Annotated in this window: 22 protein-coding genes, 2 pseudogenes and 2 CRISPR repeat arrays; of the genes and pseudogenes, 14 read left to right on the top strand and 10 right to left on the bottom strand. The window is 49.9% G+C overall.

The window, feature by feature from the left end; genetic code table 11:
- The 5 genes from cas1 to AC5I6P_RS14520 all read left to right on the top strand — a co-directional run.
- A partial coding sequence (gene cas1, locus AC5I6P_RS14540; protein ID WP_495694490.1) for a CRISPR-associated endonuclease Cas1 occupies positions 1 to 622 on the top strand: 622 nt, incomplete at its 5' end.
- An 11-nt stretch (positions 623 to 633) separates the two neighbouring features.
- Positions 634 to 912 (top strand): CRISPR-associated endonuclease Cas2, encoded by a 279-nt coding sequence (cas2, locus tag AC5I6P_RS14535; protein WP_495694489.1) that lies wholly within the window; start codon positions 634 to 636, stop codon positions 910 to 912.
- Between the two features lie 184 nt (positions 913 to 1,096).
- Positions 1,097 to 1,809: direct repeats of the CRISPR family, unit length 36 nt; unit sequence GTCCCCACTCGCTGGGGAAACCAATTGAATGGAAAC.
- Positions 1,810 to 1,893: 84 nt separating this feature from the next.
- The gene (locus tag AC5I6P_RS14530) at positions 1,894 to 2,724 is read left to right on the top strand and encodes an IS5 family transposase (protein ID WP_495694488.1); all 831 of its coding nucleotides are present in this window, start codon (positions 1,894 to 1,896) and stop codon (positions 2,722 to 2,724) included.
- A 72-nt stretch (positions 2,725 to 2,796) separates the two neighbouring features.
- Positions 2,797 to 5,883: direct repeats of the CRISPR family, unit length 36 nt; unit sequence GTCCCCACTCGCTGGGGAAACCAATTGAATGGAAAC.
- A 560-nt stretch (positions 5,884 to 6,443) separates the two neighbouring features.
- Positions 6,444 to 7,136 (top strand): ParA family protein, encoded by a 693-nt coding sequence (locus tag AC5I6P_RS14525; protein WP_495694487.1) that lies wholly within the window; start codon positions 6,444 to 6,446, stop codon positions 7,134 to 7,136.
- A complete protein-coding gene (locus AC5I6P_RS14520) occupies positions 7,129 to 8,115 on the top strand; it encodes a ParB/RepB/Spo0J family partition protein (protein WP_495694486.1) in 987 nt (328 codons plus the stop codon). Before AC5I6P_RS14525 ends, AC5I6P_RS14520 begins: the two co-directional genes overlap by 8 nt.
- 24 nt (positions 8,116 to 8,139) lie before the next feature.
- On the opposite strand, the gene AC5I6P_RS14515 is transcribed toward AC5I6P_RS14520, so the two are convergent.
- Positions 8,140 to 8,496, bottom strand: coding sequence for an aldo/keto reductase (locus AC5I6P_RS14515; protein ID WP_495694485.1), 357 nt, complete (start codon positions 8,494 to 8,496; stop codon positions 8,140 to 8,142).
- A gap of 33 nt (positions 8,497 to 8,529) precedes the next feature.
- Between AC5I6P_RS14515 and AC5I6P_RS14510 the strand changes: the two genes are divergently transcribed.
- Positions 8,530 to 9,918, top strand: a complete 1,389-nt coding sequence (locus tag AC5I6P_RS14510; RefSeq protein ID WP_495694484.1) for an ISKra4 family transposase — start codon at positions 8,530 to 8,532, stop codon at positions 9,916 to 9,918.
- 252 nt (positions 9,919 to 10,170) lie between these two features.
- On the opposite strand, the gene AC5I6P_RS14505 is transcribed toward AC5I6P_RS14510, so the two are convergent.
- A complete protein-coding gene (locus AC5I6P_RS14505) occupies positions 10,171 to 10,530 on the bottom strand; it encodes an S-layer homology domain-containing protein (protein ID WP_495694483.1) in 360 nt (119 codons plus the stop codon).
- Between the two features lie 151 nt (positions 10,531 to 10,681).
- Positions 10,682 to 10,978 (bottom strand): annotated as a pseudogene (locus AC5I6P_RS14500) (PDDEXK nuclease domain-containing protein); the annotation flags it as partial.
- A gap of 192 nt (positions 10,979 to 11,170) precedes the next feature.
- Between AC5I6P_RS14500 and AC5I6P_RS14495 the strand changes: the two are divergent.
- Positions 11,171 to 11,476: pseudogene (locus AC5I6P_RS14495) on the top strand (IS1634 family transposase); the annotation flags it as partial.
- A 252-nt stretch (positions 11,477 to 11,728) separates the two neighbouring features.
- Here the strand turns inward: AC5I6P_RS14495 and AC5I6P_RS14490 are convergent.
- Entirely contained in the window at positions 11,729 to 12,736 is a 1,008-nt protein-coding gene (locus AC5I6P_RS14490) for a tyrosine-type recombinase/integrase (RefSeq protein WP_495694482.1), read from the bottom strand.
- Positions 12,737 to 12,862: 126 nt separating this feature from the next.
- Between AC5I6P_RS14490 and AC5I6P_RS14485 the strand changes: the two genes are divergently transcribed.
- From AC5I6P_RS14485 to dinB, 4 genes are all read left to right on the top strand, one after another.
- Positions 12,863 to 13,654, top strand: a complete 792-nt coding sequence (locus AC5I6P_RS14485; RefSeq protein ID WP_495694481.1) for a DUF4058 family protein — start codon at positions 12,863 to 12,865, stop codon at positions 13,652 to 13,654.
- The gene (locus tag AC5I6P_RS14480) at positions 13,654 to 14,205 is read left to right on the top strand and encodes a hypothetical protein (protein WP_495694480.1); all 552 of its coding nucleotides are present in this window, start codon (positions 13,654 to 13,656) and stop codon (positions 14,203 to 14,205) included. Before AC5I6P_RS14485 ends, AC5I6P_RS14480 begins: the two co-directional genes overlap by 1 nt.
- Positions 14,202 to 14,960, top strand: a complete 759-nt coding sequence (locus AC5I6P_RS14475; protein ID WP_495694479.1) for a hypothetical protein — start codon at positions 14,202 to 14,204, stop codon at positions 14,958 to 14,960. The genes AC5I6P_RS14480 and AC5I6P_RS14475 overlap by 4 nt, the downstream gene beginning before the upstream one ends.
- A gap of 256 nt (positions 14,961 to 15,216) precedes the next feature.
- Positions 15,217 to 16,326: a DNA polymerase IV gene (gene dinB / locus AC5I6P_RS14470; protein WP_495694478.1), complete on the top strand. Its 1,110-nt coding sequence runs from the start codon at positions 15,217 to 15,219 to the stop codon at positions 16,324 to 16,326.
- Positions 16,327 to 16,574: 248 nt separating this feature from the next.
- Here the strand turns inward: dinB and AC5I6P_RS14465 are convergent, their stop codons facing one another.
- From AC5I6P_RS14465 to AC5I6P_RS14455, 3 genes are all read right to left on the bottom strand, one after another.
- Positions 16,575 to 17,483 carry a hypothetical protein gene (locus tag AC5I6P_RS14465; RefSeq protein ID WP_495694477.1) on the bottom strand — a complete coding sequence of 303 codons (909 nt, stop codon included), beginning with the start codon at positions 17,481 to 17,483 and terminating at the stop codon, positions 16,575 to 16,577.
- A gap of 627 nt (positions 17,484 to 18,110) precedes the next feature.
- The gene (locus tag AC5I6P_RS14460; protein WP_495694476.1) at positions 18,111 to 18,647 is read right to left on the bottom strand and encodes a hypothetical protein; all 537 of its coding nucleotides are present in this window, start codon (positions 18,645 to 18,647) and stop codon (positions 18,111 to 18,113) included.
- 14 nt (positions 18,648 to 18,661) lie between these two features.
- Positions 18,662 to 19,111 carry a hypothetical protein gene (locus tag AC5I6P_RS14455; RefSeq protein ID WP_495694475.1) on the bottom strand — a complete coding sequence of 150 codons (450 nt, stop codon included), beginning with the start codon at positions 19,109 to 19,111 and terminating at the stop codon, positions 18,662 to 18,664.
- A gap of 184 nt (positions 19,112 to 19,295) precedes the next feature.
- Here AC5I6P_RS14455 and AC5I6P_RS14450 point away from each other — a divergent pair, with 184 nt between their 5' ends.
- From AC5I6P_RS14450 to AC5I6P_RS14440, 3 genes are read left to right on the top strand one after another with little or no spacing between them, the layout of a single operon-like run.
- The gene (locus AC5I6P_RS14450; RefSeq protein ID WP_495694474.1) at positions 19,296 to 19,559 is read left to right on the top strand and encodes a hypothetical protein; all 264 of its coding nucleotides are present in this window, start codon (positions 19,296 to 19,298) and stop codon (positions 19,557 to 19,559) included.
- 18 nt (positions 19,560 to 19,577) lie between these two features.
- A complete protein-coding gene (locus AC5I6P_RS14445) occupies positions 19,578 to 19,952 on the top strand; it encodes a GIY-YIG nuclease family protein (RefSeq protein ID WP_495694473.1) in 375 nt (124 codons plus the stop codon).
- Entirely contained in the window at positions 19,949 to 20,176 is a 228-nt protein-coding gene (locus AC5I6P_RS14440) for a hypothetical protein (RefSeq protein ID WP_495694472.1), read from the top strand. The genes AC5I6P_RS14445 and AC5I6P_RS14440 overlap by 4 nt, the downstream gene beginning before the upstream one ends.
- A gap of 21 nt (positions 20,177 to 20,197) precedes the next feature.
- Here the strand turns inward: AC5I6P_RS14440 and AC5I6P_RS14435 are convergent, their stop codons facing one another.
- The 3 genes from AC5I6P_RS14435 to AC5I6P_RS14425 are packed head-to-tail and all read right to left on the bottom strand — an operon-like array spanning position 20,198 to position 21,136.
- On the bottom strand, positions 20,198 to 20,512 hold the full coding sequence (locus tag AC5I6P_RS14435; protein ID WP_495694471.1) for a hypothetical protein: 315 nt from the start codon (positions 20,510 to 20,512) through the stop codon (positions 20,198 to 20,200).
- Positions 20,502 to 20,759, bottom strand: coding sequence for a DNA/RNA non-specific endonuclease (locus tag AC5I6P_RS14430; RefSeq protein WP_495694470.1), 258 nt, complete (start codon positions 20,757 to 20,759; stop codon positions 20,502 to 20,504). The genes AC5I6P_RS14435 and AC5I6P_RS14430 overlap by 11 nt, the downstream gene beginning before the upstream one ends.
- A 5-nt stretch (positions 20,760 to 20,764) precedes the next feature.
- Positions 20,765 to 21,136 (bottom strand): tyrosine-type recombinase/integrase, encoded by a 372-nt coding sequence (locus AC5I6P_RS14425; protein WP_495694469.1) that lies wholly within the window; start codon positions 21,134 to 21,136, stop codon positions 20,765 to 20,767.
- Between the last annotated feature and the right edge of the window lie 311 nt (positions 21,137 to 21,447).

Raw genomic sequence — 21,447 nt, 5'->3', positions numbered from 1 at the left:
TTTTTATGAAACCCTTTCCTACTGCCTTTCGGCAAGCTTTTGTCCTGTACTTAGAGCACAGGCATCGTCGATTGAGCAGTTAATGAGGTATGAGGGGGCGGGGGCAGCAAGTTATTTTGGGGTGTTTGGCACCTGTATTGATCATCTAGATTTTGTTTGGACGGGGCGATCAAAACGCCCACCGGGAGATCCGGTGAATGCCATGTTGAGCTTTGGCTATCAGGTGGTGTGGAATCATTTACTGAGTTTGATTGAGTTGCAGGGGTTAGACCCCTATGAGGCGTGCTTGCATCAGGGAAGTGAGCGTCATCCAGCGTTGGCTTCAGATTTGATTGAGGTGTTTCGAGCACCGATCGTGGATTCGCTCGTGCTGTATTTAGTGAATCGGCGGATGGTGGATGCAACAGATGATTTTGACTTTCCAGCGAATGGAGGGTGCTATTTAAATGAGTCAGGGCGCAAGAAACTGTTGACGGCGTTGATTGGGCGGATGGAAGAGCGGGTGCAGACGGCAACCGGAGTCGTGGCTCCGCGATGGGATGTGTTAAATCGGCAGGTAAAGGTGTTTCGACAGTTCATTACTCAGGTGTCGCCCGGGTATGAGCCGTACCGGATTCGGTAGGAGGAGGCATAATGTTACTGTACGTGGTGGCCTATGATATTCCTTGCCAAAAGCGGCGGACAAAGGTGGCAAATGTGCTATCTGCTTATGGGCAACGGGTGCAATACAGTGTGTTTGAGTGTGTGTTGTCGCGGCAGCAGTTTCGTGAGCTGCGGGCGCGGTTGCAGCACGTGGTGAAGTTGCCAGAGGATAGTGTGCGGATGTATCCACTATCGAGACACACGGTGGAGCAGGTTGAAGTTTGGGGCGGGGTGCCGTTGACAGAGCGGCAGGGATCGATCGTGGTTTAAGGGTGCGAGGCTGGGGACAATCCTGCTGACGTGCGATTGCTTGGTTCTGAGCCTCGATGCGTTGTTGCTAGGGTGCTTTAGCTGTTTTGACAAGGAGGAATTCGGTGGTTGTGCTCTCGATTGGGGCTAAGGCTCGCAGATGTAGGCTGGACGCTTTGTGAGGTTTAGCTTTAAGCTATGAAGGGTCCCCACTCGCTGGGGAAACCAATTGAATGGAAACTCTACAATAGCTCCTGTGATCCTTGGTTGATCTTCTTCTTGTCCCCACTCGCTGGGGAAACCAATTGAATGGAAACGTCGTCAGGTTGCCACCAACCCAAATCACCCATGTCGGCGATCAGTTCATAGTCCCCACTCGCTGGGGAAACCAATTGAATGGAAACCTATTGTCAGCGCTCGCAGACACGTAATAGATTAAGTCCCCACTCGCTGGGGAAACCAATTGAATGGAAACTTAACTCGCTGGATTTCGTTTTCAGTGTCAATGACGCGTCCCCACTCGCTGGGGAAACCAATTGAATGGAAACTGGGGATGCGCTCGCGAATGTGATATTCCATCGAGCTAAGTCCCCACTCGCTGGGGAAACCAATTGAATGGAAACTAGCGAAATGAAGAGAGGAAGTTGGTTGAATCGCATAAGTCCCCACTCGCTGGGGAAACCAATTGAATGGAAACAGTTCCTTCCTATGAATCGAATTGTTCACAACTGGTGGTCCCCACTCGCTGGGGAAACCAATTGAATGGAAACTCTGTCTCTAGTAATCGTTCAATTTCAGGTATTATGTCCCCACTCGCTGGGGAAACCAATTGAATGGAAACCCCATCAGGTTGATCAGGTTATTGATCAGCGGGTCGATCTCGTCCCCACTCGCTGGGGAAACCAATTGAATAGACCTCTTGCAGATTAGTTTCCTGTATAGGTTGCCAAGGCTAGCAAACTGAGAAAAATCAGGACATAGCAATTGAAAAGCGTCCTGATAATGAACTACACAATAGCGCAAACTCTCTCACCTCAACACTTCAAGCGCCGCTTTGGGGTTCGACCCAACACATTTAAGCAGATGGTAAATACCCTCAAGCCAGTTTGGAGACCTGTTCCTAAACCTGGAGCTAAGCCAAAGTTAGGCATTGAGGATCGCGTACTCGTCGCTTTAGAGTATTGGCGGGAGTATCGCACCTACTTCCATATCGGCAGCAGTTGGGGAGTCAGCGAAGCGAGCGTCTGTCGCATTGTCCATTGGGTCGAGGATCACTTGATGGGTTCTGGTCGGTTTCGCTTGCCAGGCAAGAAGCAGCTTGTGCGGGGCTTTGGCAACCCAGAGGTGGTCGTGGTGGATGTCACTGAAACACCGATTGAGCGCCCGAAACGCCATCAACGGAGTTTCTATTCAGGTAAGAAGAAACGACATACGCTCAAATGCCAACTGGTAATTGAACAAGCAACTGGCAAAATTATTTGCACCTTCTTTGGCAAGGGACGACGACATGATTTCAAGTTGTTTCAAGCTTCCGGTGTTCACTTTCATCCCCAGACGACCAGTTTGCAGGACAAGGGCTATCAAGGGATGCAGAAACTGCACCTCAACAGTCGCTTACCAACGAAGAAACCTAGAGGTGGGCAACTCGCTGCCGAAGACAGAGCTTACAATCGCACACTTGCCCGTGAGCGCGTGGTGATTGAGCAGGTCAATCGCTGCTTGAAGATCTTCAGGATCTTAGCTGAACGGTATCGCAATCGGCGGCGACGCTTTGGTTTGCGCTGTAATCTCATTGCTGCTTTGTACAACTATGAGCAATCCCAATCCGCTTAATTCGGGTTAATGTGCAAGAGGTCTAATGGAAACCCTTTGGCAACCGGAAATTAGGGATGCACGGGTTCCTTAAGTCCCCACTCGCTGGGGGAACCAATTGAATGGAAACCTACGATCGCAAGCCTCACCCTATAACCGCGCCTTATATGTCCCCACTCGCTGGGGAAACCAATTGAATGGAAACCAGATGTTGCGGATTTGGTGCGACTCGGTGAATTGACTGGTCCCCACTCGCTGGGGAAACCAATTGAATGGAAACTCGTTCTTGAATTCGCGTTTTATGAATGCTGCATTTTCTGTCCCCACTCGCTGGGGAAACCAATTGAATGGAAACCAAAATCGGGAACGGCAACACCCCATGCGTCTTCTGTGCGTCCCCACTCGCTGGGGAAACCAATTGAATGGAAACAATTTCCACGCTTTTTACGTCAGGATAGAAATCTCTGGTTCCCACTCGCTGGGGAAACCAATTGAATGGAAACCAAATATCCAGAAGACGCGATCGTGGCAAAAGAATCGTAGTCCCCACTCGCTGGGGAAACCAATTGAATGGAAACACACTTTTCGATTAGTCCATGAAGCGAGCTTGCGAGCGGAGTCCCCACTCGCTGGGGAAACCAATTGAATGGAAACAATTCAGCTTTAGTAAGCGGACGCGGAATTTCTTCAAGGTCCCCACTCGCTGGGGAAACCAATTGAATGGAAACTCTCTACCTTTGTAAGTGTCAAAAGCCTCTTGATTGAGTCCCCACTCGCTGGGGAAACCAATTGAATGGAAACTGTTTCATGATAGTGCGGCCATCCCCTAGATCGATGGTAGTCCCCACTCGCTGGGGAAACCAATTGAATGGAAACGCTTTAATCTTTGCTTGATGATAGGTAATAGCTCCGGTCCCCACTCGCTGGGGAAACCAATTGAATGGAAACCCTGTGCCCCATGATTTGTGGCTCTCCCCGCTCTTCGTCCCCACTCGCTGGGGAAACCAATTGAATGGAAACTCAACGTAGCGGTTAACTTCTATCTGCATTGCGTATTCCGTCCCCACTCGCTGGGGAAACCAATTGAATGGAAACAAGTTTAGCGATCGCGCTATCCAATTTCCTGATTTCAGGTCCCCACTCGCTGGGGAAACCAATTGAATGGAAACTCTTCATCTATTGAACCACTGTTCGCACTCTTCGAGTTGAGTCCCCACTCGCTGGGGAAACCAATTGAATGGAAACAGGAATAACGCTCATACCGTCTTCGATCCAATTTGGAGTCCCCACTCGCTGGGGAAACCAATTGAATGGAAACGGGAGTTATGGTGTGAACAACGCTGTCGTCTGGTTTGGTCCCCACTCGCTGGGGAAACCAATTGAATGGAAACCGTTCGCGATCGTGGTCAATGGAGTTTCAGCAGGAGCGTCCCCACTCGCTGGGGAAACCAATTGAATGGAAACCTACGGCAAATTTGTGATCAACGGCAAGAACATTTTTGTCCCCACTCGCTGGGGAAACCAATTGAATGGAAACCTTCTAAGGTGGTGCGCATTTGCTCGAACGCGGTTTCGTCCCCACTCGCTGGGGAAACCAATTGAATGGAAACGAATGAGGTTCCAAACCTCGTTGAACTTTACATCCCGTCCCCACTCGCTGGGGAAACCAATTGAATGGAAACCGTTGCGACAAATATGACTTTCCCTGCGGGAAGCGCAGAAATGTCCCCACTCGCTGGGGAAACCAATTGAATGGAAACCTGGGAACGGGGATTAGACCCAGTGACGCGCCAGAAGGTCCCCACTCGCTGGGGAAACCAATTGAATGGAAACCCGTTCTTCGCTGGGATGTTGTGATGGAAGAACCAGAGTCCCCACTCGCTGGGGAAACCAATTGAATGGAAACTATTTACTCTCTGTGAATGTTACTGTGTATTCGTGTGCTGTCCCCACTCGCTGGGGAAACCAATTGAATGGAAACTCGCCAAATGCACCGGATCGCTTTTTGAATTATTTCAAGTCCCCACTCGCTGGGGAAACCAATTGAATGGAAACAAAAGAGTCTTCCATGTCAGTGTCGCGCCAGATTCATGTCCCCACTCGCTGGGGAAACCAATTGAATGGAAACTTCGAGAATGCTGCTCGCAATGATAAAGGTTGTCTTCTGTGTCCCCACTCGCTGGGGAAACCAATTGAATGGAAACTCCATACGGACGGCAGCTTCACCGTCGAGGCGATCGATGTGGTCCCCACTCGCTGGGGAAACCAATTGAATGGAAACTTATTCTCCCATTTTAGGGAAATTACATTTTATATAAGTCCCCACTCGCTAGGGAAACCAATTGAATGGAAACCTCTTAACGGTTGATCCAAAGACATGATCTCTTGAGTCCCCACTCGCTGGGGAAACCAATTGAATGGAAACCAGTTGCAAACCTTTCTGATTCTTCAAGGGAAGCATTAGTCCCCACTCGCTGGGGAAACCAATTGAATAGAAACCTAGTGCTGCAATTCTATTGTTGCGATCGCTGATCACGGTCCCCACTCGCTGGGGAAACCAATTGAATGGAAACTAGAGAGAAAATTATCCTCTGTAGCCTTGCGATCGCTGTCCCCACTCGCTGGGGAAACCAATTGAATGGAAACGCGTGCTTCCACGCCTTAGCGCAGTCGATCAGTCGCCAAGTCCCCACTCGCTGGGGAAACCAATTGAATGGAAACGACTAGTGCTGCTATAGCGGAAAAGCACACCGTTTGTCCCCACTCGCTGGGGAAACCAATTGAATGGAAACCATTTGGTCGTAGTAGCTATCGGAATCTTCGGACTGTTGAGTCCCCACTCGCTGGGGAAACCACTTGAATGGAAACTCTCAGTCCAGACGCTCTACAAGCTGGTTGACGATCACAATCTTCCCCGAGTCCCCACTCGCTGGGGAAACCAATTGAATGGAAACTCGAGCCGTCAGCATATCGCTAAACTCATTGCCTTGGGGTCCCCACTCGCTGGGGAAACCAATTGAATGGAAACTGCAAGTGATTTTGAGACTTGGCTTGCCCCTGTTGTTGTCGCCACTCGCTGGGGAAACCAATTGAATGGAAACTCGTTGGATGAAACAACAACCCGGCAGATATTCTCTGCTGCTAGTCCCCACTCGCTGGGGAAACCAATTGAATGGAAACTCCATCGACTAGCAGTGTAGAAGCTTGTTGATGAAGTTCACATCCCCCTGCCCCCTCAAAGCTGACCAGAAGTTGTTCAAATTCAGCCACATTTAGCCCAGTCAAGCTTTGCAATACTCGTGGCTTGCTTTGAACTTTTGTGTATGACAGCATCTTCTCCGGGGTCCTTCCTCGAATTCCGATGACGCTCAATCTAATCCAATTCCGATAGAGTCTAAAGAAGTGCGATCGCGAATTAGAAATTCCTCGATCGTCAATCACAGACTTTACTTCAATTCGGCAAATTTGGCTCAAGCAATCCGATTACAAAGCGTGAATACCGGTATTCACGCTTTTGAATTTGGGGAAAAATGAAGTGCGAATACTGGTATTCACGCTTCTAGATTTGAAGTAGCTAAAGAAAGTACTCAAACCTTGTGATTTACCAGTATTATCATTTCATCGACTTTTGAGAGAGCCTTTTGAGATCATTTGCCCTCTAAGTCAGCTACAAAAATCATCGGATCTATCCCAGCAACAAAACGACAAACGTTCAGAATTCACGTTCCTTCAATACTGCTATGCCTGCTCTATCGACCTCTAAAAAGAAAGCCAAAACCTCAGCCAAATCTTCCACTGCTCAACCCGTCATCCAGCCTCTTTTGGTTTCAATTCTGAATCAAAAAGGCGGAGTCGGAAAAACCACGATCGCCGTCAATCTCTCTTATGCCCTAGCACAACGTGGTATCGAAACCATTCTGATCGATGGCGACCCAAACCGCAGCACGCTAGTGGGAGCGCGATCGATTGTTTACAGCGAAAGTGTTCCGCTGCGGGTTATGAGCGAAACCGCCTCAGTCGGACAAACCGGAAACTGCCGCCACTTTTTCGTAGATACCAAAGCTCGACCCGAACCACTTGACCTCGAAGAAATTGTGCAGCGCTCGACATTAATTCTGATTCCCAGTTCAACCAAGCAAGATGAACTGCGCGTCACAGGTTCCACAGTAAAACTCTTAGATTCTGTTGGCAGTCAAAAGCATCGAGTCGTTCTCAATCGGGTCCATCCAAACAACCGAGAAGAAACCCTGACCACCTTCAAAGCGGGATTAAGAGCACAAGGCATCCCCGTTTTTGAAGCCGTAATCCGCGATTATGCTGCTTATGATGAAGCCTTTGGTCGAGGAGTCTCGATCGGACAACTGCGGGGTAAGACAGTCGAAAAAGCATGGTCAGATATTCAGCAATTACTTGAGGAGATTCTCAATGGCTAATCGGCTTGCAGCAGCTTTACAAAATATCGGGTCCATGATGCCCACCGCAGATCTTGATAACCTACCTGCGCCAAAGACCCAGGAAAACGGGAGTGCAGCCGTCGTTCGATTACGCTTATCAGATATTGAAATTAGCGATCGAGTCCGACAGTCCCATGATGAAGTATTAGTCCGTTCTTTTTTAGAAACATTTCGCTCCTCTGGATTTCGAGGGGTTCTCTGGGTACGCTCTACAGTGTCAGGAAAATATAAGCTGATTGCAGGCGGAACTCGCTATCTGGCGTGTCAACAAGCAAAGATTGAATGGGTAGACGCACTCGTTTTTGAGGTTGATGCGGCTGAAGCGCTTGATCTTGAGCTTGAAGAAAACCTGAAGCGACGGGACTTTAACGATTTGGAAACCGTTCACGGTATTCTCCGATCGCTAGAGCTTGAATTATCGCTGTCCCGTGAGCAAGTCATCGCCCTCTTTAGCTGGAACTCCCGTAATCGTCAGCCCGACGGAACGCACCGCCCTCCCCGCAAAGATAGCCTCCTAGCAACGATCCCCCTCGAACAGCTTGAAGCCTATTGGGCAATTGTCGAGCGTAAATTTGAACGACTCGGACGCTATGCGCCTGAAGGATTTCGGGTCAACTTCTTGCCGCTGCTCAATCTTCCGCAGTCCATTCAAACTGCGATTATGCAAGGACAGTTAGAAGGATCAAAAGCGCGTCTGCTAGCTCGAATCACAGACGAGGAAGCACGCGAGGCGTTACTAGAGCAAGCGATCGCAGGAGGTTGGTCCCGTGATCAAATCACAGAAGCGGTTAAGACTTGGCGTGAAGAACAGAGTCCAGAATCCGCTGATCAAGCTGAGCCGTTCTCGAACCGTGTTAAATCCGTGATGCAGCGTCTTTCTAAAGCATCTTTAACCGGGCGATCGCGCACGAAAGCGGAACGATTGCTCAAGGAGTTAGAGGCCTTGCTGGATGCTTAGGATCGTGGATTAAAATCTCTGAGACTAGCTACTATGTCCTAATACCGAATGCGGTTGATACGGTTCCTCTAATTGTTTGCACTCCTCTTCGCTTAGCTCGATCTTCAGAGCGGGCAACGCATCTTCCAAATGCTTCATCTTGCTTGCTCCGATGATTGGAGCCGTTACACCGGGTTGTTGCAGCAACCACGCCAAGGCAATTGGGGCTGGAGCAAAGCCGTGCTGTTGAGCTAGATCAATGACACGACCGACGACTTGAAAATCTGAGTCTTGATAATACAGCTGATGAGCAAAGTCATCCGGGGCGCATCTATCGGTTCGGGGAGGGATTTGAGGGATTAGCGAGAATAGAGGAAGCGGACAAAAAAGGGCAAACCCCAACAGGTCTGCCCCTCAATAACAAAAACTACCTCTATGATAGCAACCGATGAAACGGTCACTCCAATGACCCTGGAGTGGCAGCAAATGCGGAAGACATTCCATCAAAGTACAACGCTTGCTGCTCTGGTGTTGGCAGGCTGGCAGATGGGCATGTGGCTGGCGCGTGCCTTTGTGGAGTACGAATTGAACCAACGAGCGCAGCAGCCTGAGCAATGGGGACACTGCTGTGAGTGTGGAACTCGGTTGCACAGTAAAGGCTATGCCAGTCGCCGGATGCTGACGCTGGTGGGATGGGTGGAATGGCGACGGCGCGTGGGACGGTGTCCCAATCGCTGTGGTGGTTCTCAAGTGGTGCCATTGGATGAGGAACTTGGGCTCGCACCTTACCAACAGACCTCGATGGAGTTGATGCGACTGGGGTGTTTGCTAGCGGTGTTTCTGCCGTTTGGATTGGCGGTGCACCTGCTGGAGCAACTAAGTGGGGTGAGTGTCAGCGATGCTGCCGTGTGGCAGTGGGTGCAACACTTTGGTGGCCAGCAGATGGCTCAGGTGCAGGTCGAGGTGAACGACTGGCAGCAGGGGAGCAAGCCGCAAGTGGAGGTGATGGATGAGGACGTTGCGACGCTGCCACTGTTAATTGGCGCTGATGGGGTGACGGTTCCGTTTCGTCCGCATCCCAAGAGCAACAAAGGTAAGATCATCTATCAGGAAATTAAGGTGGCACTGTTGACTCGCTTGGGAAATCGCCTCAAGCGCACAGGAGAGCAGGTAACTCAATTGGTGCAGCGCCGATTGGTGGCAGTCAGAGGCACGGTTAATGACCTGCAACCGCTGCTTGAGGTAGAAGCTCACCGACAGGAACTCACTAAGGCCAAGCAGGTGGTGTGGATTAGCGATGGTGCTCGGGGCTTCTGGCGATTGTTTGAGCGCTGCTTTGCCGCAATCGCCATTGGCATTTTGGATTTTTATCATGCTACTGAACATCTCTATGCAGCAGCAGAGGCCTATGGCAGTACGGTGAAAAACCGTACTCCACAGCAATGGGTTATCCGCTTGCGGCATCAGTTGCGTCATGGCTATGTGCATCACATCCTCAATGAATTCGCCGCACTGTTACGCTATGCATCTACTCCAGACGCTGCCAAGCCAAAACTGCGGCAAGTACGAAACTATTTGAAAATTCATCAGCAACACTTGCAGTACCGACAGTTCAAGAAGCTGGGACTGCCGATTGGTTCTGGCATGGTGGAGAGCGCCTGTAAGTGGTTAATCACCCAGCGGTTTAAGGGAGCTGGAATGCGCTGGAGTGAACCTGGCTTTGACCATCTTCTCCATCTCCGTGTCGCTTGGGTCAACCAGCGCTTTGATGAGTTGTTCGCTGATCATCCGCTATCGCCTACCTTGTACTCCCCGAACCAATAGATGCGCCCAGTCATCCGTCTTCGCGCGCGTCGTGTCTCCTTTCGTTTCTTTTTGCCGATTCCCAGCTAAAAATCCGCGCGCTAAAGGCCTCTAGGGAATCACTCCAATTCCTTCAGATCGACACATTGGCAACATTTCTCGCTCTTCTTTGCGATACATCAGGGTGTAGTGATTTTTCATCGACACAAAGCGCCTCCGCCGCAAATCTGCTACATGTTCCAGAACATCAGGGATTCGCTTCGTAAACCAAACTTACTTGGGCGAGGGTAATGGATTCGATAGGGTATCGACGCGCTCGCTGACTCCCCGTAATTGGTTGTTTAACTCTCTTTGCCGCTGAATCAGCCGCTCAAACTCGGCTCTCGTAGCAAACTCGCTTCGGTTCAGACGAATGGATTGATCCACTTGCTGCAGACACGCATCGAGTCCTGCCGCAAATTCATTGCGCGACATGGGACGCTCACCGCGATACGTTTGGTCTGGATAGCCAGAAAGACAGCCAGATCGAGGGTTTGTCTCAACGGGAGCAGACGTTTGTGCGATCGCTTTCGTGCCCAAAAGAAGCAGGGTTGCAAGCAGGGAGGTCGTTAGGGTGGGGTACCAGGATTTCATAAATGAAGAGGATGGAAACGAATGGAGTGAATCAACATATTCCTATGTCTTTATACTACTGATGACTTCCTCAAAAAAGCAGCTCCATAGAAAGACACGAAGAAATCTGAAGCGGAAGCAGGGTAGACGATCGATGAATGCTACCCGTTTCTTATTGTTCAGCATCCTCAATTTTTAGCTCTTGCGCGGCAGTTTCTAATTCCATTTCTAACTGCTCGATCGTCGGCTGATCCTGCTCACTCCGCAACAAGTCATCCACGGCAGACACATAAAAATTGATCTTGCCACTAAGTTCTGGCTCGAATTCCACCACTTTTAAGTCAATGACAACAAAGCAATGCAGCCGAAAATGGTAGAGAAGCAAGTTGATTCTGAATTCTTTGCCACTGACTTGTAGCGGGTATTGGCTACCGACAAAAGCAAAGCTGACTCCTAGCTCCAGCAAGAAATCTCGAACGTGGTTGACTAAAGCATTTTCAAGCTCTTGTTCCTGATCCGCATCGCCAAGCTGAGAAAATCAAAATTTGGTAGTCCTATTTTGGAAAGGATGAAGAATAATCAGGTATGGCTATCAGCTTTGTAGAATTAGCCTCCTCGTTTTGGTCCATTTTTCTCTATCCTTTCCGAAATGGCACTACCTAGCGTCTTTCTCAAATCTCCGGAACAGATAATGGCGGTGGGCATGATTATGGGCTTGTGCTTAATTGTTTACAACCTGGGGCAACGGCAACTTTGCCACGCTTTGAAACAAGCCAACCAAACGCTTCCCAATCAGTTGGGACAAGGCACACAATCTCCAACTTTACGGTGGGTCTTTCAGTGTTTTATAACTGTTCACTACATTCTGCTGGGTGGCGTTAAACGGCTCGCCAATCTAACGGATGATCGCAGTCGAACCCTCGACTTTTTTAGCTCTACCTGTCGGCGATATTACATATTGTGTTGAAGCAGCATTAATCTTGTGCTAGTTGGAAGTGCACAATATGGGCTTAATCCTATCACTTTTTGCAACACAACCCAGGAGGTCACGGTCACGGGTGGGTGGGGATCAGCAGCACAATGACCGTCTGCTTCAACACAGGTGTAGTTGGACTCAGCCATTAGGTTATCAGGTGAACTTGGAGCTTATTTCTATGTAGCCTCCGAATCGATGGAGCTATTTTTAGCGGTTGTTGATGTTCAAGATAGAACCTTTCAATCAACCGTTCTCCCCTGATTCCTGGGCCGAAGTGCCTGTTGTTTTGTAGAATGCCGCTTCCGCCGCCGCCTGGTCTGCCGCTTTCGTATAGCGTCGAAAACTTTGCACCGAGCGGTGGCGAGTTAGCGTCATCACATGATAGGGATTCATCCCCTTCAGCACCAGATTGGTGGCAAACGTGTGGCGACAGCGGTGAGCATGAAACTGGATGCCCGTCTTCTGGGCGATCGCATCCACGACCTTGCGAATGCCCTCATAACTCAGTCGTTGTCCCACATTGCGGCGAGAATGAGACACAAATAATGGGCTGATCGATTGCACCTCATCTCCTTGGTCTCGTCGCCAAGACAAATAAGCCTCCACCCGTTGAATCGCCTCTTGCGTTAACGGAACCGCCCCTTTACTATCCGCCTTTGCCGCTCGAATAGTCAGTCGCCGTCCATCAAAATCCTCGCGATTTAGCGCAGACACTTCATTGGCGCGCAAGCCATGCATCAACACCGAAATCAGCGCTAAATTTCGTTCTGGCAGTGAGCCTTGCAGGATGGCCTGCTCAATCTGCTCCACCTCTGCATCGCTCAGATTCTGGGCCTCTGGTTCGATCAGTTTAGGAAGGGCGACCTCGAGCGTCGGGTCAACCGCCAAGTAGCGCGAGCGAGCCATCCAGCCCAAGAAGTTCTTCAGCGTTCCCAGCACCCGCCGCACCGTGGCATCCGACAATACTCGTTGATCCGTCTCCCAATCCGTTCGCATCAGATGCGCCTTAAACTGAGCAAGCTGGCGGGGTGTGAGGTCTGCCCAACTGCGCTCTGTCCAATCGAGGAACTGCTGGAGGTCTTGACGATATGCGTTCTGAGTTCTGGGAGCCAGCGATCTCGCCTGCAAAAACTCTTCAATCCGTAACTCTCTGAGATCCGTGGGAGCTGATGGCACTGGTTGCGGCTGAGTTTGCGCCTGACGGGTTGGAATAATTTGAATCTCTGGGATGGGGGTGGGCTTGGGTTTCACACTGGTCACTTTTCCTGATTACAGATAATCATCATTAGCTGGAATATGACTAGGATACGACATCAACATCCTGCCGAAAAGAACGTAAGGTAAAATTGAGAAGCTATCCGTGTTGGGGAGTGATTCATGCCGTCGCCGTTTCCCGGAATGAACCCTTATCTAGAACACCCGAGATTTTGGTCGGAATTTCACAACCGTCTGATTGTTGAACTGTCCAATGCGCTGATTCCAAGTTTGCGCCCCAAATACTATGTCGGAGTTGAGACGCGCACCTATACCGACGAGGGGGAAGAAGAATTGCTAGTCGGCATTCCTGATGCTTTGATATTACCGCTAGCAGAACAGCAAGAAAATCTGCGATCGTCAGAGGTGTTAGACGTTGCAGTGCAAACGCGCCCGACCCAGGTTCGCCTTCCCGTGCCCGTTGAAGTCCGAGAACGGTATCTGGAAGTCCGAGAGGTTGGGACAAATACGGTTGTCACGGCAGTCGAAATCTTATCGCCTAAAAATAAGCGCAAAGGCAAAGGGCGGATGGCATACGAGAAAAAGCGTCAGCGCGTGTTAGGAAGTTTGTCGCATTTAGTTGAGATTGATTTACTGCGTGGAAATTTGCCCATGCCGATGATTGGAACCGCTGAAAAGGTCGATTATCGGATTGTGGTGAGTCGGGAAGCTAATCGCCCCACCGCAGACTTGTACGGCTTTAGCTTGCGAGAATCCATTCCTCACTTTCCACTTCCCCTAAAGCCGGAGGACGGTGAACTAACGGTGAATCTGAAAGAAGTCTTCGATCGCGTCTACGACCTCGGCAGTTACGACGTGCGGATCGATTATCGACAGCCTATTCCCCCACCTGCGTTGTCTAAGATTGATCAGCAGTGGGTGAATGAGTTACTCGCACCACTGCAGGAGGCATAATGCCGAAATCATTACCCGAAAAGTGTCGCTTGTGTGCCAAGCTGTCTGCGATCGAGGCGAAGCAACGGCATGGGGTGGAAGGCGACGATTGCTGGGATTCGCATCGCTGCCCAAACCGTCGATCGTATGCCCGTCACCGCGATCGGCGCAATCAACAACGCAATCAGAAACGCTGGGCAGAACAAGGACGGATCACGGTTCAGCTCAGTGATGACTCCTTAGCCGCAGACACGATTGCACAGATTCGTGAGCATTCAGGCATGAAGCAGATTCAGTTTGAAACCGAGCTACCCGATGCCGGCTATTCTGCAGTCTTACAAGTGTATCGTCGGGCGGTAGATGCGCCCCTCGTAGCGGTCTCCGGTGAAGTGTGGCGCGGACGCATCAAGGAAGCCGAAATTGCTCCGATTTCTTGTGCCACGTTAACGCCTCGTCAGGTCGAGATTTATGTGGAGCGCCTGCTGAAGAAGCTGGGGGAGCTGTATGGCATTCGTAAGTTTGCTGCGCTAGAAGAACTGGCACCGGAGGTGTGTGGGGTGCTAGGGCGATGAGGAGGGAAGGCGCGACTCCGAAGCAACAAGTTGACCCGTCAAACCCAATCGTGCAACTCGATCTCTCGAAGGCGCTCGAACTGGCAGAAGACTTGCCAGAAGCAGCAGATCTGGAGGAGATTTGGACCTGCTTGAATGGTGCCCTGGAAGCGTTAAGTGTGCGATCTCAATTGAAAGTAGCGGGCGATGCGATCGCCCGGATTGCTCAAATCATTCAAGACCGAGCCTGGCTAACGGTCGAAGAAATTCACCAGGGTGGTAATGTAGAAGGTCCAATCATGCCGCCGGGGGCGTTTGATCGATTTGTGCGGCAATCGATGCAAGTCAATTTGGCTCCCTTTGTTGAAGTTCCTCCGGTTCCGCTAAGAGCTCCGCCGGTTGGGAACCAATCTGAATTTCCCAACGATGGGCGATCTGTGGTCGCAGAAATTGATCAAGCTGCCCTTTTGGAGGCCCTGGAGACAGAACCAGCGCTTGACGAGGCGGAGAGTTACAACGGCGCAATTGCGATCGCTCACAGCGAGAATGTTCAGGATTGGATCAGTGCAATCCAGCAGTATTTTGCAGCGCAGCCTCATCGCTCGATTCCATTGGTCGACTTGACAAGGGCGATGAATGATCTAAGTGCGGCGGAAGATAATGAGCCACGAAGTGTATGGGTCAACACTTGGTTAGCCCTATTGCTGGGTGAATACCGACTCGAGCAACGAGGGGAGTTCTATGGAGCCGAAACCCTTTGGGTAACACGGGATTAGACGGTGACCCTGTTATCCATGCTTGAGGTAGGATTTTGAACCGTTCTGCCAAGCTGAGGAATTTTAAGAGGGCAGGAATACTAGGTTTTCTATATTCATCACTACAGCGCAGCGGGTAATCGGTTGAAGGACATCGATCGTCACTGATAAATGCTGATGGAGAAGGTGTAACAATTTCTCATTAAAGGAATACCTTAATAGTTACTTCGTACTATTCGTTTAAGAATTGAAAGGTGGCTCAGCGCGGGTAAGTGAGATGCGAAAGATTATTCATGTGGATATGGATGCCTTCTATGCCTCGGTCGAGCAACGGGACAACGTAGTTTATCGAGGTAAACCGCTGGCCGTCGGTGGCTCTCCGAATACGCGAGGGGTGGTCTGCGCTGCTAGCTATGAGGCGAGACGATTTGGCATTCACTCAGCCATGTCCTCTAAAGTCGCGCTTCAACGCTGTCCTCACTTGATTTTCGTGCCACCTCGGTTTGAACTCTACCGAGCGATCTCAGCTCAAATTCGCCCCATTTTTGAGCGTCATACTGACGTGATCGAACCGATCGCCCTCGATGAAGCCTATCTTGATGTCACCGAAAATAAGTTAGGGCTGCCCTACGCCACCACGATCGCTCGCGAGATCAGAGCCGTGATCTTCGAGGAGACAGGCTTAACGGCTTCTGCGGGAGTCTCATTCAACAAGTTCTTGGCCAAGATGGCCTCGGGAATCCAGAAGCCGAATGGACAGACGGTGATTTTGCCCGATCGGGCTGAGGCGTTTGTGGCGTCTTTGCCGATCGAGAAGTTTCACGGCATCGGCAAGGTGAGTGCGGCGAAGATGCACGAGTTAGGGATTCACACGGGGGCTGACTTGAAAGGGCGGTCTGAACTGGAACTAGTGCAGCATTTCGGTAAGGCAGGGCATCACTACTTCAAGATTGCTAGGGCACAGGATGACCGAGCGGTCGAGGCGAATCGCATCCGTAAATCCGTGGGGGCAGAAACTTCCTATGCTCAGGACTTGAGCGATCGCGCCCTGATGCTGCATCAACTCGAGACGATTGCAGAGACCCTCTACGGACGGCTGGAGCGTCACCAGACTGGAGGACGGACGATCACGCTGAAAGTGAAGTTTGCCAACTACCAGCAGATGACACGCAGCCGAACCGTGATGAATCCCATCTGTGAGGTCGTAACGATCGTAGCCTTGGCGCAGGAGTTGTTTGAGGCGATTGATTTAGAGGGACGGAGTGTCAGGCTATTAGGGATCTCGCTTTCTAATTTAGGCGAGGAGCGATTAGCGCAGAGCGCAACTCCGAACGGTTCCTTCGGAGCTTCGAGGAGTGCATCGTTGATGCAGTTAACGTTGTTTTAGCAGGGGAGCCCTTCAATGTCAGAGATTCCAAGTCAATTCGCTCCTGATGAACTGCACGAATGGTGGTTGTGTTGCAAATACTTCTCATCGACAAATGAATCGTGTCATTCGTCATGATAACGATCGGATGAGATGAGGTACTGGAATAGGCTGTGTCGCAAATCTCTGTGTTTGAATAGTTTTTGCGACACAGCCCGGCAAACCGCCCTGGAGGCGCTAGCACTCCTACTTTGTCAGCACTTCCCCTATCACTTCCGGTCTGCAACCGGGGCCGCGGCAGGACGTCGAGCAGACTGCTGGAACATCATCGGTTCACCCCCGAACCAGCCAGATACTTTTTGGTTGGCATAGGTTCGCTGGTTCCAGCGCAGGTTGTCGATCGCTTGCTGCTGGGTCCAACCCGGTTCAAATCCCACTCGAACTCCATTCCAGAACAATTCGTAGCCAATCTTCTGACCGTTTAGCACGCCTTCCACTCGCTTTTGGGGATACGCTTTCTTGTTTTGTTGCAGGTTGGTCACCGCCTGTTGCAGCGTCCAACCCGGTTCAAATCCCACTCGAACTCCATCCCAGAACAATTCATAGCCAATCTTCTGACCGTCGAAATACCCTTCGACCTTCTGGTTGGGGTAAGTCTTCTTCGCCGCCTCCAGTTGAACGATCGCCTCTCGACGCGACCAATTCGGTTCCACTGCCACTTTGACACCATCTAAATAATACGCATATCCTTTTTCTCCCAGATGGGCATCGTTCCCTAAAAAATAGCCTTTTGGCAAGTTGAGGCTAAACGCTTGTTGTCCGGGAGTGCCAATGCGTTTTACCGCCCCTTCTAGCTTGGGCGTGGAGCCAGACTCAAAACAGCCTTCCACCCGAAACTGACCAGTCGGAGCGGTGATTGTGAACACCGGACACCCGCCTTCAGGCGGCAGCAGCGTTTTCTGACCGGTGACGCTTTCGGATTGGGCGTAGAGGTCGTAGCCGAACGGTTGCAACTTGGCACAGACATTGATGCCGAGGGCTTCGGTACATTGAACTTGGGGTGCCTCTGCTTGGGCGGCTCCAGGGGCTAAGAGCGTCAGGAATGGAACACCGATGCTCAAGAGGGCAGCGGCTTTCAGTAGGGAGTGACGGAATGGGGATGTTAGGGTAGCGGTCATGAGGGAAGCTCCTGTCTTAGAATCGTGAAAGCCTCGGATGGAGGGGCTTTCGCTGTTGACCTTTCTAAGGTATTCGGTTTGCCTCCGCAGGTCGATAAGGGTAAGTTAAGGAAAGTTAGGGATCTCAATTAAGGTCAATGTTTGGTAGACGTTAAAGGGGTTGGATTGCAAATCTGGTTGAATGACAAACGAACTGTTGTCATTCGCAGTGCCTTCAGCAACAACTCTGGGGTGTTCTGAACCAACTTCGCTCCGGATGCATTGGTTCCTGGAATCATTCCATTCACTTGCTCTTTTTTGATCAGATTTACAGTGTCAATTCCATTTAACCTTCTTGCACGGTTGAAGGTCTTGAAGCCATCATCGGTTCCACGAGCATCTTATGCTTTGCAGTTTGAAGCTATGAAAGGGATTGAGCCATTTTCATCTCACCTTGCAGTAACTCACTAAAAAGCCCTGAGCAATTGCCCAGGGCTCGTTTTGATAAATGCCAGCGTGATAGAGGGGCCAGCGGTTTTGAACGTCCTTCCATCATGAACCAATCGGTTCTTCAGAGATAGCGGCAACTTACCCAAGTTATGCCTAATTTCACCTGGGTAGTCCTGGAGGATGGCTCAGCGGGCGACGTTAAGCTTGCAATTGTGCCGTTGTCAGCACATTTTGCTTACACCACGTTAAATAAATCGCTTTATAAGGCGCTGCTCCTTGGGGTATACATTCATCATAGCGATCGCGAATCCAATCGCTCGAAGTTTCCTGCATTAAGGTTGGATGTGATGTGCGTTGATAATTCATTAGCCTCGATCCTACTTTTGGCGCTTCCCCTAGAACATTGAATGCAAACCCTAAAATCGACTCTCCAACAGTTGAGAGTTCAACGTGAATGGTTTCGTTCTCTCGCCCGTCGCAGTCCCAGCCTACAGGCACTGCAAGTGTTCGATTGACATGAACAAAATAAACGTCGATATCTTGTTGAGCAGACTGGTAACGTGTGATTTGCACCTTAAACCAACGTTGCTCGCCACCCAATGAAACAGACTGTCCGACACCAGGCACATCTTCCGACCATTCGACCTTGATCGGTTCCTCATTGAAATTGGGATCCTTCGGAGCTTTGCGGAGCAAATCGCTCTCCCGACACAGACTATAAATCACTAAGTTCATGCCATTCTCCTAGATCATTTGTATCGATTATCGTCATAATATCCGGGTTGAGCATCAACACCTTCAAAGATGCACAGGTAGGGTAATTGTCCACCGACATAACGCCGCTCAATCAGTTTCAAGCGTCGTCCTCGTTGTTGAAAATTTCGCAGCATTTCATCGCATATCGCACTGTTCGCAACTGCATGGGTTTCTCTACGGCCTGCTACATTGCCGGGGTCGCCTAGCATGGGCGCTAGGGGAATATGACGAATGTTAAAGCCTTCTCGAATCTCCCAGTAGACAACACCTCCAATTGTCACCATAGCCGCCATGCAGTTTGGATTAGACAAACACGCGGCAGCAGCGGCTGGAATAGTGGGATTTGCTCTAACCTCACTCGGTTGAAGCGCGACCCTTGCGATGTCTGCAAAGTAGCAGGCGGAGAGCATACCCATGAAAAGCCCAACGGGTAGTCGTTTCATAAACTCTCTCTACTGGACAAAATAGGTAGACATAGAAACTCTGTGAAGCCCTGGAAGCCTTGCCATTGCTGAAATTTCTAGAATTTCTTGAAGTTTCTATGTAAGAGAAAGCATAACAGATCTATCCGATAACGACTATATACGATAACGTATAATCTCAAAAATGCAGCTAAGGGCTTATACGATGGCAGAGACAACTAACGGAAAAGCGCAAATTGCAGACGTGGCAAAGAATACAGATGAAATTAGGGCGTATCCGCCTAAAGTTCTGAAGCAACTGGTGAAAGCGATCGCAGGCTTGAAGAATGGTGGGCGGGATTGGACGATTAGCGATATCACTACTGAAGCATTGGTGGATTGGCTCAAAAAGCCTGAGAACTTGGAACTCATTCAGCACCACAACTTACAGAATCTGCTCGATGAATTAGATCAGATTCTGAATAAGTAACAACCGAGTAAGGCACTCATGACCAATGACGATATCAAGGCAGAAGCACGAGCCATTCTTGATGCCCTAGCATTCACTCCGTTTGATAACTGCCGGCTCCTAAGTAGAGAATTTGATGATATTTCTAACTATCCTGGGCTGTACGCCGTACGCCATTGCCGTGAGGGGCTGTTGTATATTGGCAAGTCTAAAAACTTACGCGATCGATTTCGGGCAGGTCACAAAGCATTTTTATGGAGCTGGCTAGCGCGTTATGATCCTAATGAGGTTCGGATTGCGATCTTTGAATTGGAACGCATTACAAGACTTGGAGTACTATTTGAGCTAGAAACGTTGATCCTTCAAGCGACAAAGCCACCTTATAACGTTTCCATTCCGAGGGAAAAACAATGAACACTTCAGCAACTATGAATCTGGTTCGGCTCTCCCCAGAAGCAGCCCAACGCATTCTGTCAGAGCTACCGGAATATGTTCAGGCAGCGTTGATCAAACGAGCGGCTGAAATTGAATATCCGATTGAGGCAGTGGTAGAAATGACGTTTGCCTCATTCCTGGATGATGAAGCGTTGAGTTTTGAGGATTGTTTGTTGGCTGAAAGACTGCGGGGTGCAGCTTAAGGTTGAGATGCCGTGAATGTTTTAGGGATAGAACGAAGAAGCCATAACCTCAGCGGACTGTGATTTTTTCGATGGGAGATTAGCGATCTTCCACTCACCCTGTCCAAACGGTTGTGTTGCAAATACGGCATCCTTCTTCGCTTCAATCACCTTCTGAATCTCTTCAGGAACGTCTAGAAAGTTGTATCCTGTCAGCGTTTCAAGCTCGTCTACTGTGGTTAGATAATCTTTGTAGCCCTTGTCTGCAATCCCGACAATGTTCGGCATATTCACCGCGATCACGCGAGTTTTCTCGGTTACGCCTTGATTCCTTAATCCAGGTCGATCAAGAACCACGACAATCTTCCATAGGATCGCTGGAACATCGATCGACACTCCCCAGCCAAGATTGGTTCAACTGCCAACTCACCCAATTCGCGATTCGCTCGTCGTTGTTGTAGGACAGGGCATATTGTCGCCTTATCAATAGATAATCGTCTTGATTCGCTGGGTCGCCCGTTGCAGGGCTAGGAGTGCCCATGACTAGGTGAATGCTGCCATTATTTCGAGCCTGAGACGTGCAAGCAGAAAATATGATCAGCACACCGATTAGAATGTTGAAGGTCTAGTAGTAAAGCTGCTTCCATTTTGTCGTCTGCCGGCTTGAGGGTGATGACTCGTGAGCAGGTCTACTGGTTCAGATCGCACGGGAATTGATCGCGTTTTCAACTTGCCTTTGGTGTTGCTCTTACGAAACGTGAGCTTTGTTCTCACCGAGCCATTTGCTCCATAAATATCAGGAGTGAGCAATGAGCAAGATTCTGAGATTCGGCATCCCGTGAGAAAGCAAACGCCAAACAAAGCACGATTCCTATGGAATCGTGCGGAGCAATCGCAATCGCAGGTTAGTTCGGCCTCAAACAATCGATTAATTTCTCTGGTTGAAAGAATCTCCGCTTGAGCGTGACAATTAACCTTCATCTTCTTCCTACATCGGGAAAAAAAGCTATTTTACGATGTAGCAGCTTCAAACGCCCAGTTTGCGTACATTTTCAAAAAACTGGCACATTTGCTCTCGTTCTAGGGGAGTCTATTGCGAACCACTCCCATTTATTGAGAACAAAAAAGTAGACCGGATTAGGGTCAACTCGGTTAGCTCAGTTAGCAATCACAACTCCTGATTCCAGCTTGGGAATTCTAGTCCAAACGGTTAACTCGGTTTTCAACGTCAACTTTTGGAAGTCTGATCAATGCCAAAACGAAATCAGTTTGTGGTTCCTCATCCTGACGGG

Source organism: Myxacorys sp., from assembly GCF_059501405.1.
The sequence above is the reverse complement of the archived record's forward strand: the minus strand, read 5'-3'. Positions and strand labels throughout refer to the sequence as shown.

What these genes read in the sequence shown, in the direction of transcription:
- cas2 (WP_495694489.1), top strand. Translation starts at nt 634, where the DNA reads ATGTTACTGTACGTGGTGGCCTATGATATTCCTTGCCAAAAGCGGCGG.
- AC5I6P_RS14530 (WP_495694488.1), top strand. Translation starts at nt 1,894, where the DNA reads ATGAACTACACAATAGCGCAAACTCTCTCACCTCAACACTTCAAGCGC.
- AC5I6P_RS14525 (WP_495694487.1), top strand. Translation starts at nt 6,444, where the DNA reads ATGCCTGCTCTATCGACCTCTAAAAAGAAAGCCAAAACCTCAGCCAAA.
- AC5I6P_RS14520 (WP_495694486.1), top strand. Translation starts at nt 7,129, where the DNA reads ATGGCTAATCGGCTTGCAGCAGCTTTACAAAATATCGGGTCCATGATG.
- AC5I6P_RS14510 (WP_495694484.1), top strand. Translation starts at nt 8,530, where the DNA reads ATGATAGCAACCGATGAAACGGTCACTCCAATGACCCTGGAGTGGCAG.
- AC5I6P_RS14505 (WP_495694483.1), bottom strand. Translation starts at nt 10,530, where the DNA reads ATGAAATCCTGGTACCCCACCCTAACGACCTCCCTGCTTGCAACCCTG.
- AC5I6P_RS14485 (WP_495694481.1), top strand. Translation starts at nt 12,863, where the DNA reads ATGCCGTCGCCGTTTCCCGGAATGAACCCTTATCTAGAACACCCGAGA.
- AC5I6P_RS14480 (WP_495694480.1), top strand. Translation starts at nt 13,654, where the DNA reads ATGCCGAAATCATTACCCGAAAAGTGTCGCTTGTGTGCCAAGCTGTCT.
- AC5I6P_RS14475 (WP_495694479.1), top strand. Translation starts at nt 14,202, where the DNA reads ATGAGGAGGGAAGGCGCGACTCCGAAGCAACAAGTTGACCCGTCAAAC.
- dinB (WP_495694478.1), top strand. Translation starts at nt 15,217, where the DNA reads ATGCGAAAGATTATTCATGTGGATATGGATGCCTTCTATGCCTCGGTC.
- AC5I6P_RS14465 (WP_495694477.1), bottom strand. Translation starts at nt 17,483, where the DNA reads ATGACCGCTACCCTAACATCCCCATTCCGTCACTCCCTACTGAAAGCC.
- AC5I6P_RS14460 (WP_495694476.1), bottom strand. Translation starts at nt 18,647, where the DNA reads ATGAACTTAGTGATTTATAGTCTGTGTCGGGAGAGCGATTTGCTCCGC.
- AC5I6P_RS14455 (WP_495694475.1), bottom strand. Translation starts at nt 19,111, where the DNA reads ATGAAACGACTACCCGTTGGGCTTTTCATGGGTATGCTCTCCGCCTGC.
- AC5I6P_RS14450 (WP_495694474.1), top strand. Translation starts at nt 19,296, where the DNA reads ATGGCAGAGACAACTAACGGAAAAGCGCAAATTGCAGACGTGGCAAAG.
- AC5I6P_RS14445 (WP_495694473.1), top strand. Translation starts at nt 19,578, where the DNA reads ATGACCAATGACGATATCAAGGCAGAAGCACGAGCCATTCTTGATGCC.
- AC5I6P_RS14440 (WP_495694472.1), top strand. Translation starts at nt 19,949, where the DNA reads ATGAACACTTCAGCAACTATGAATCTGGTTCGGCTCTCCCCAGAAGCA.
- AC5I6P_RS14425 (WP_495694469.1), bottom strand. Translation starts at nt 21,136, where the DNA reads ATGAAGGTTAATTGTCACGCTCAAGCGGAGATTCTTTCAACCAGAGAA.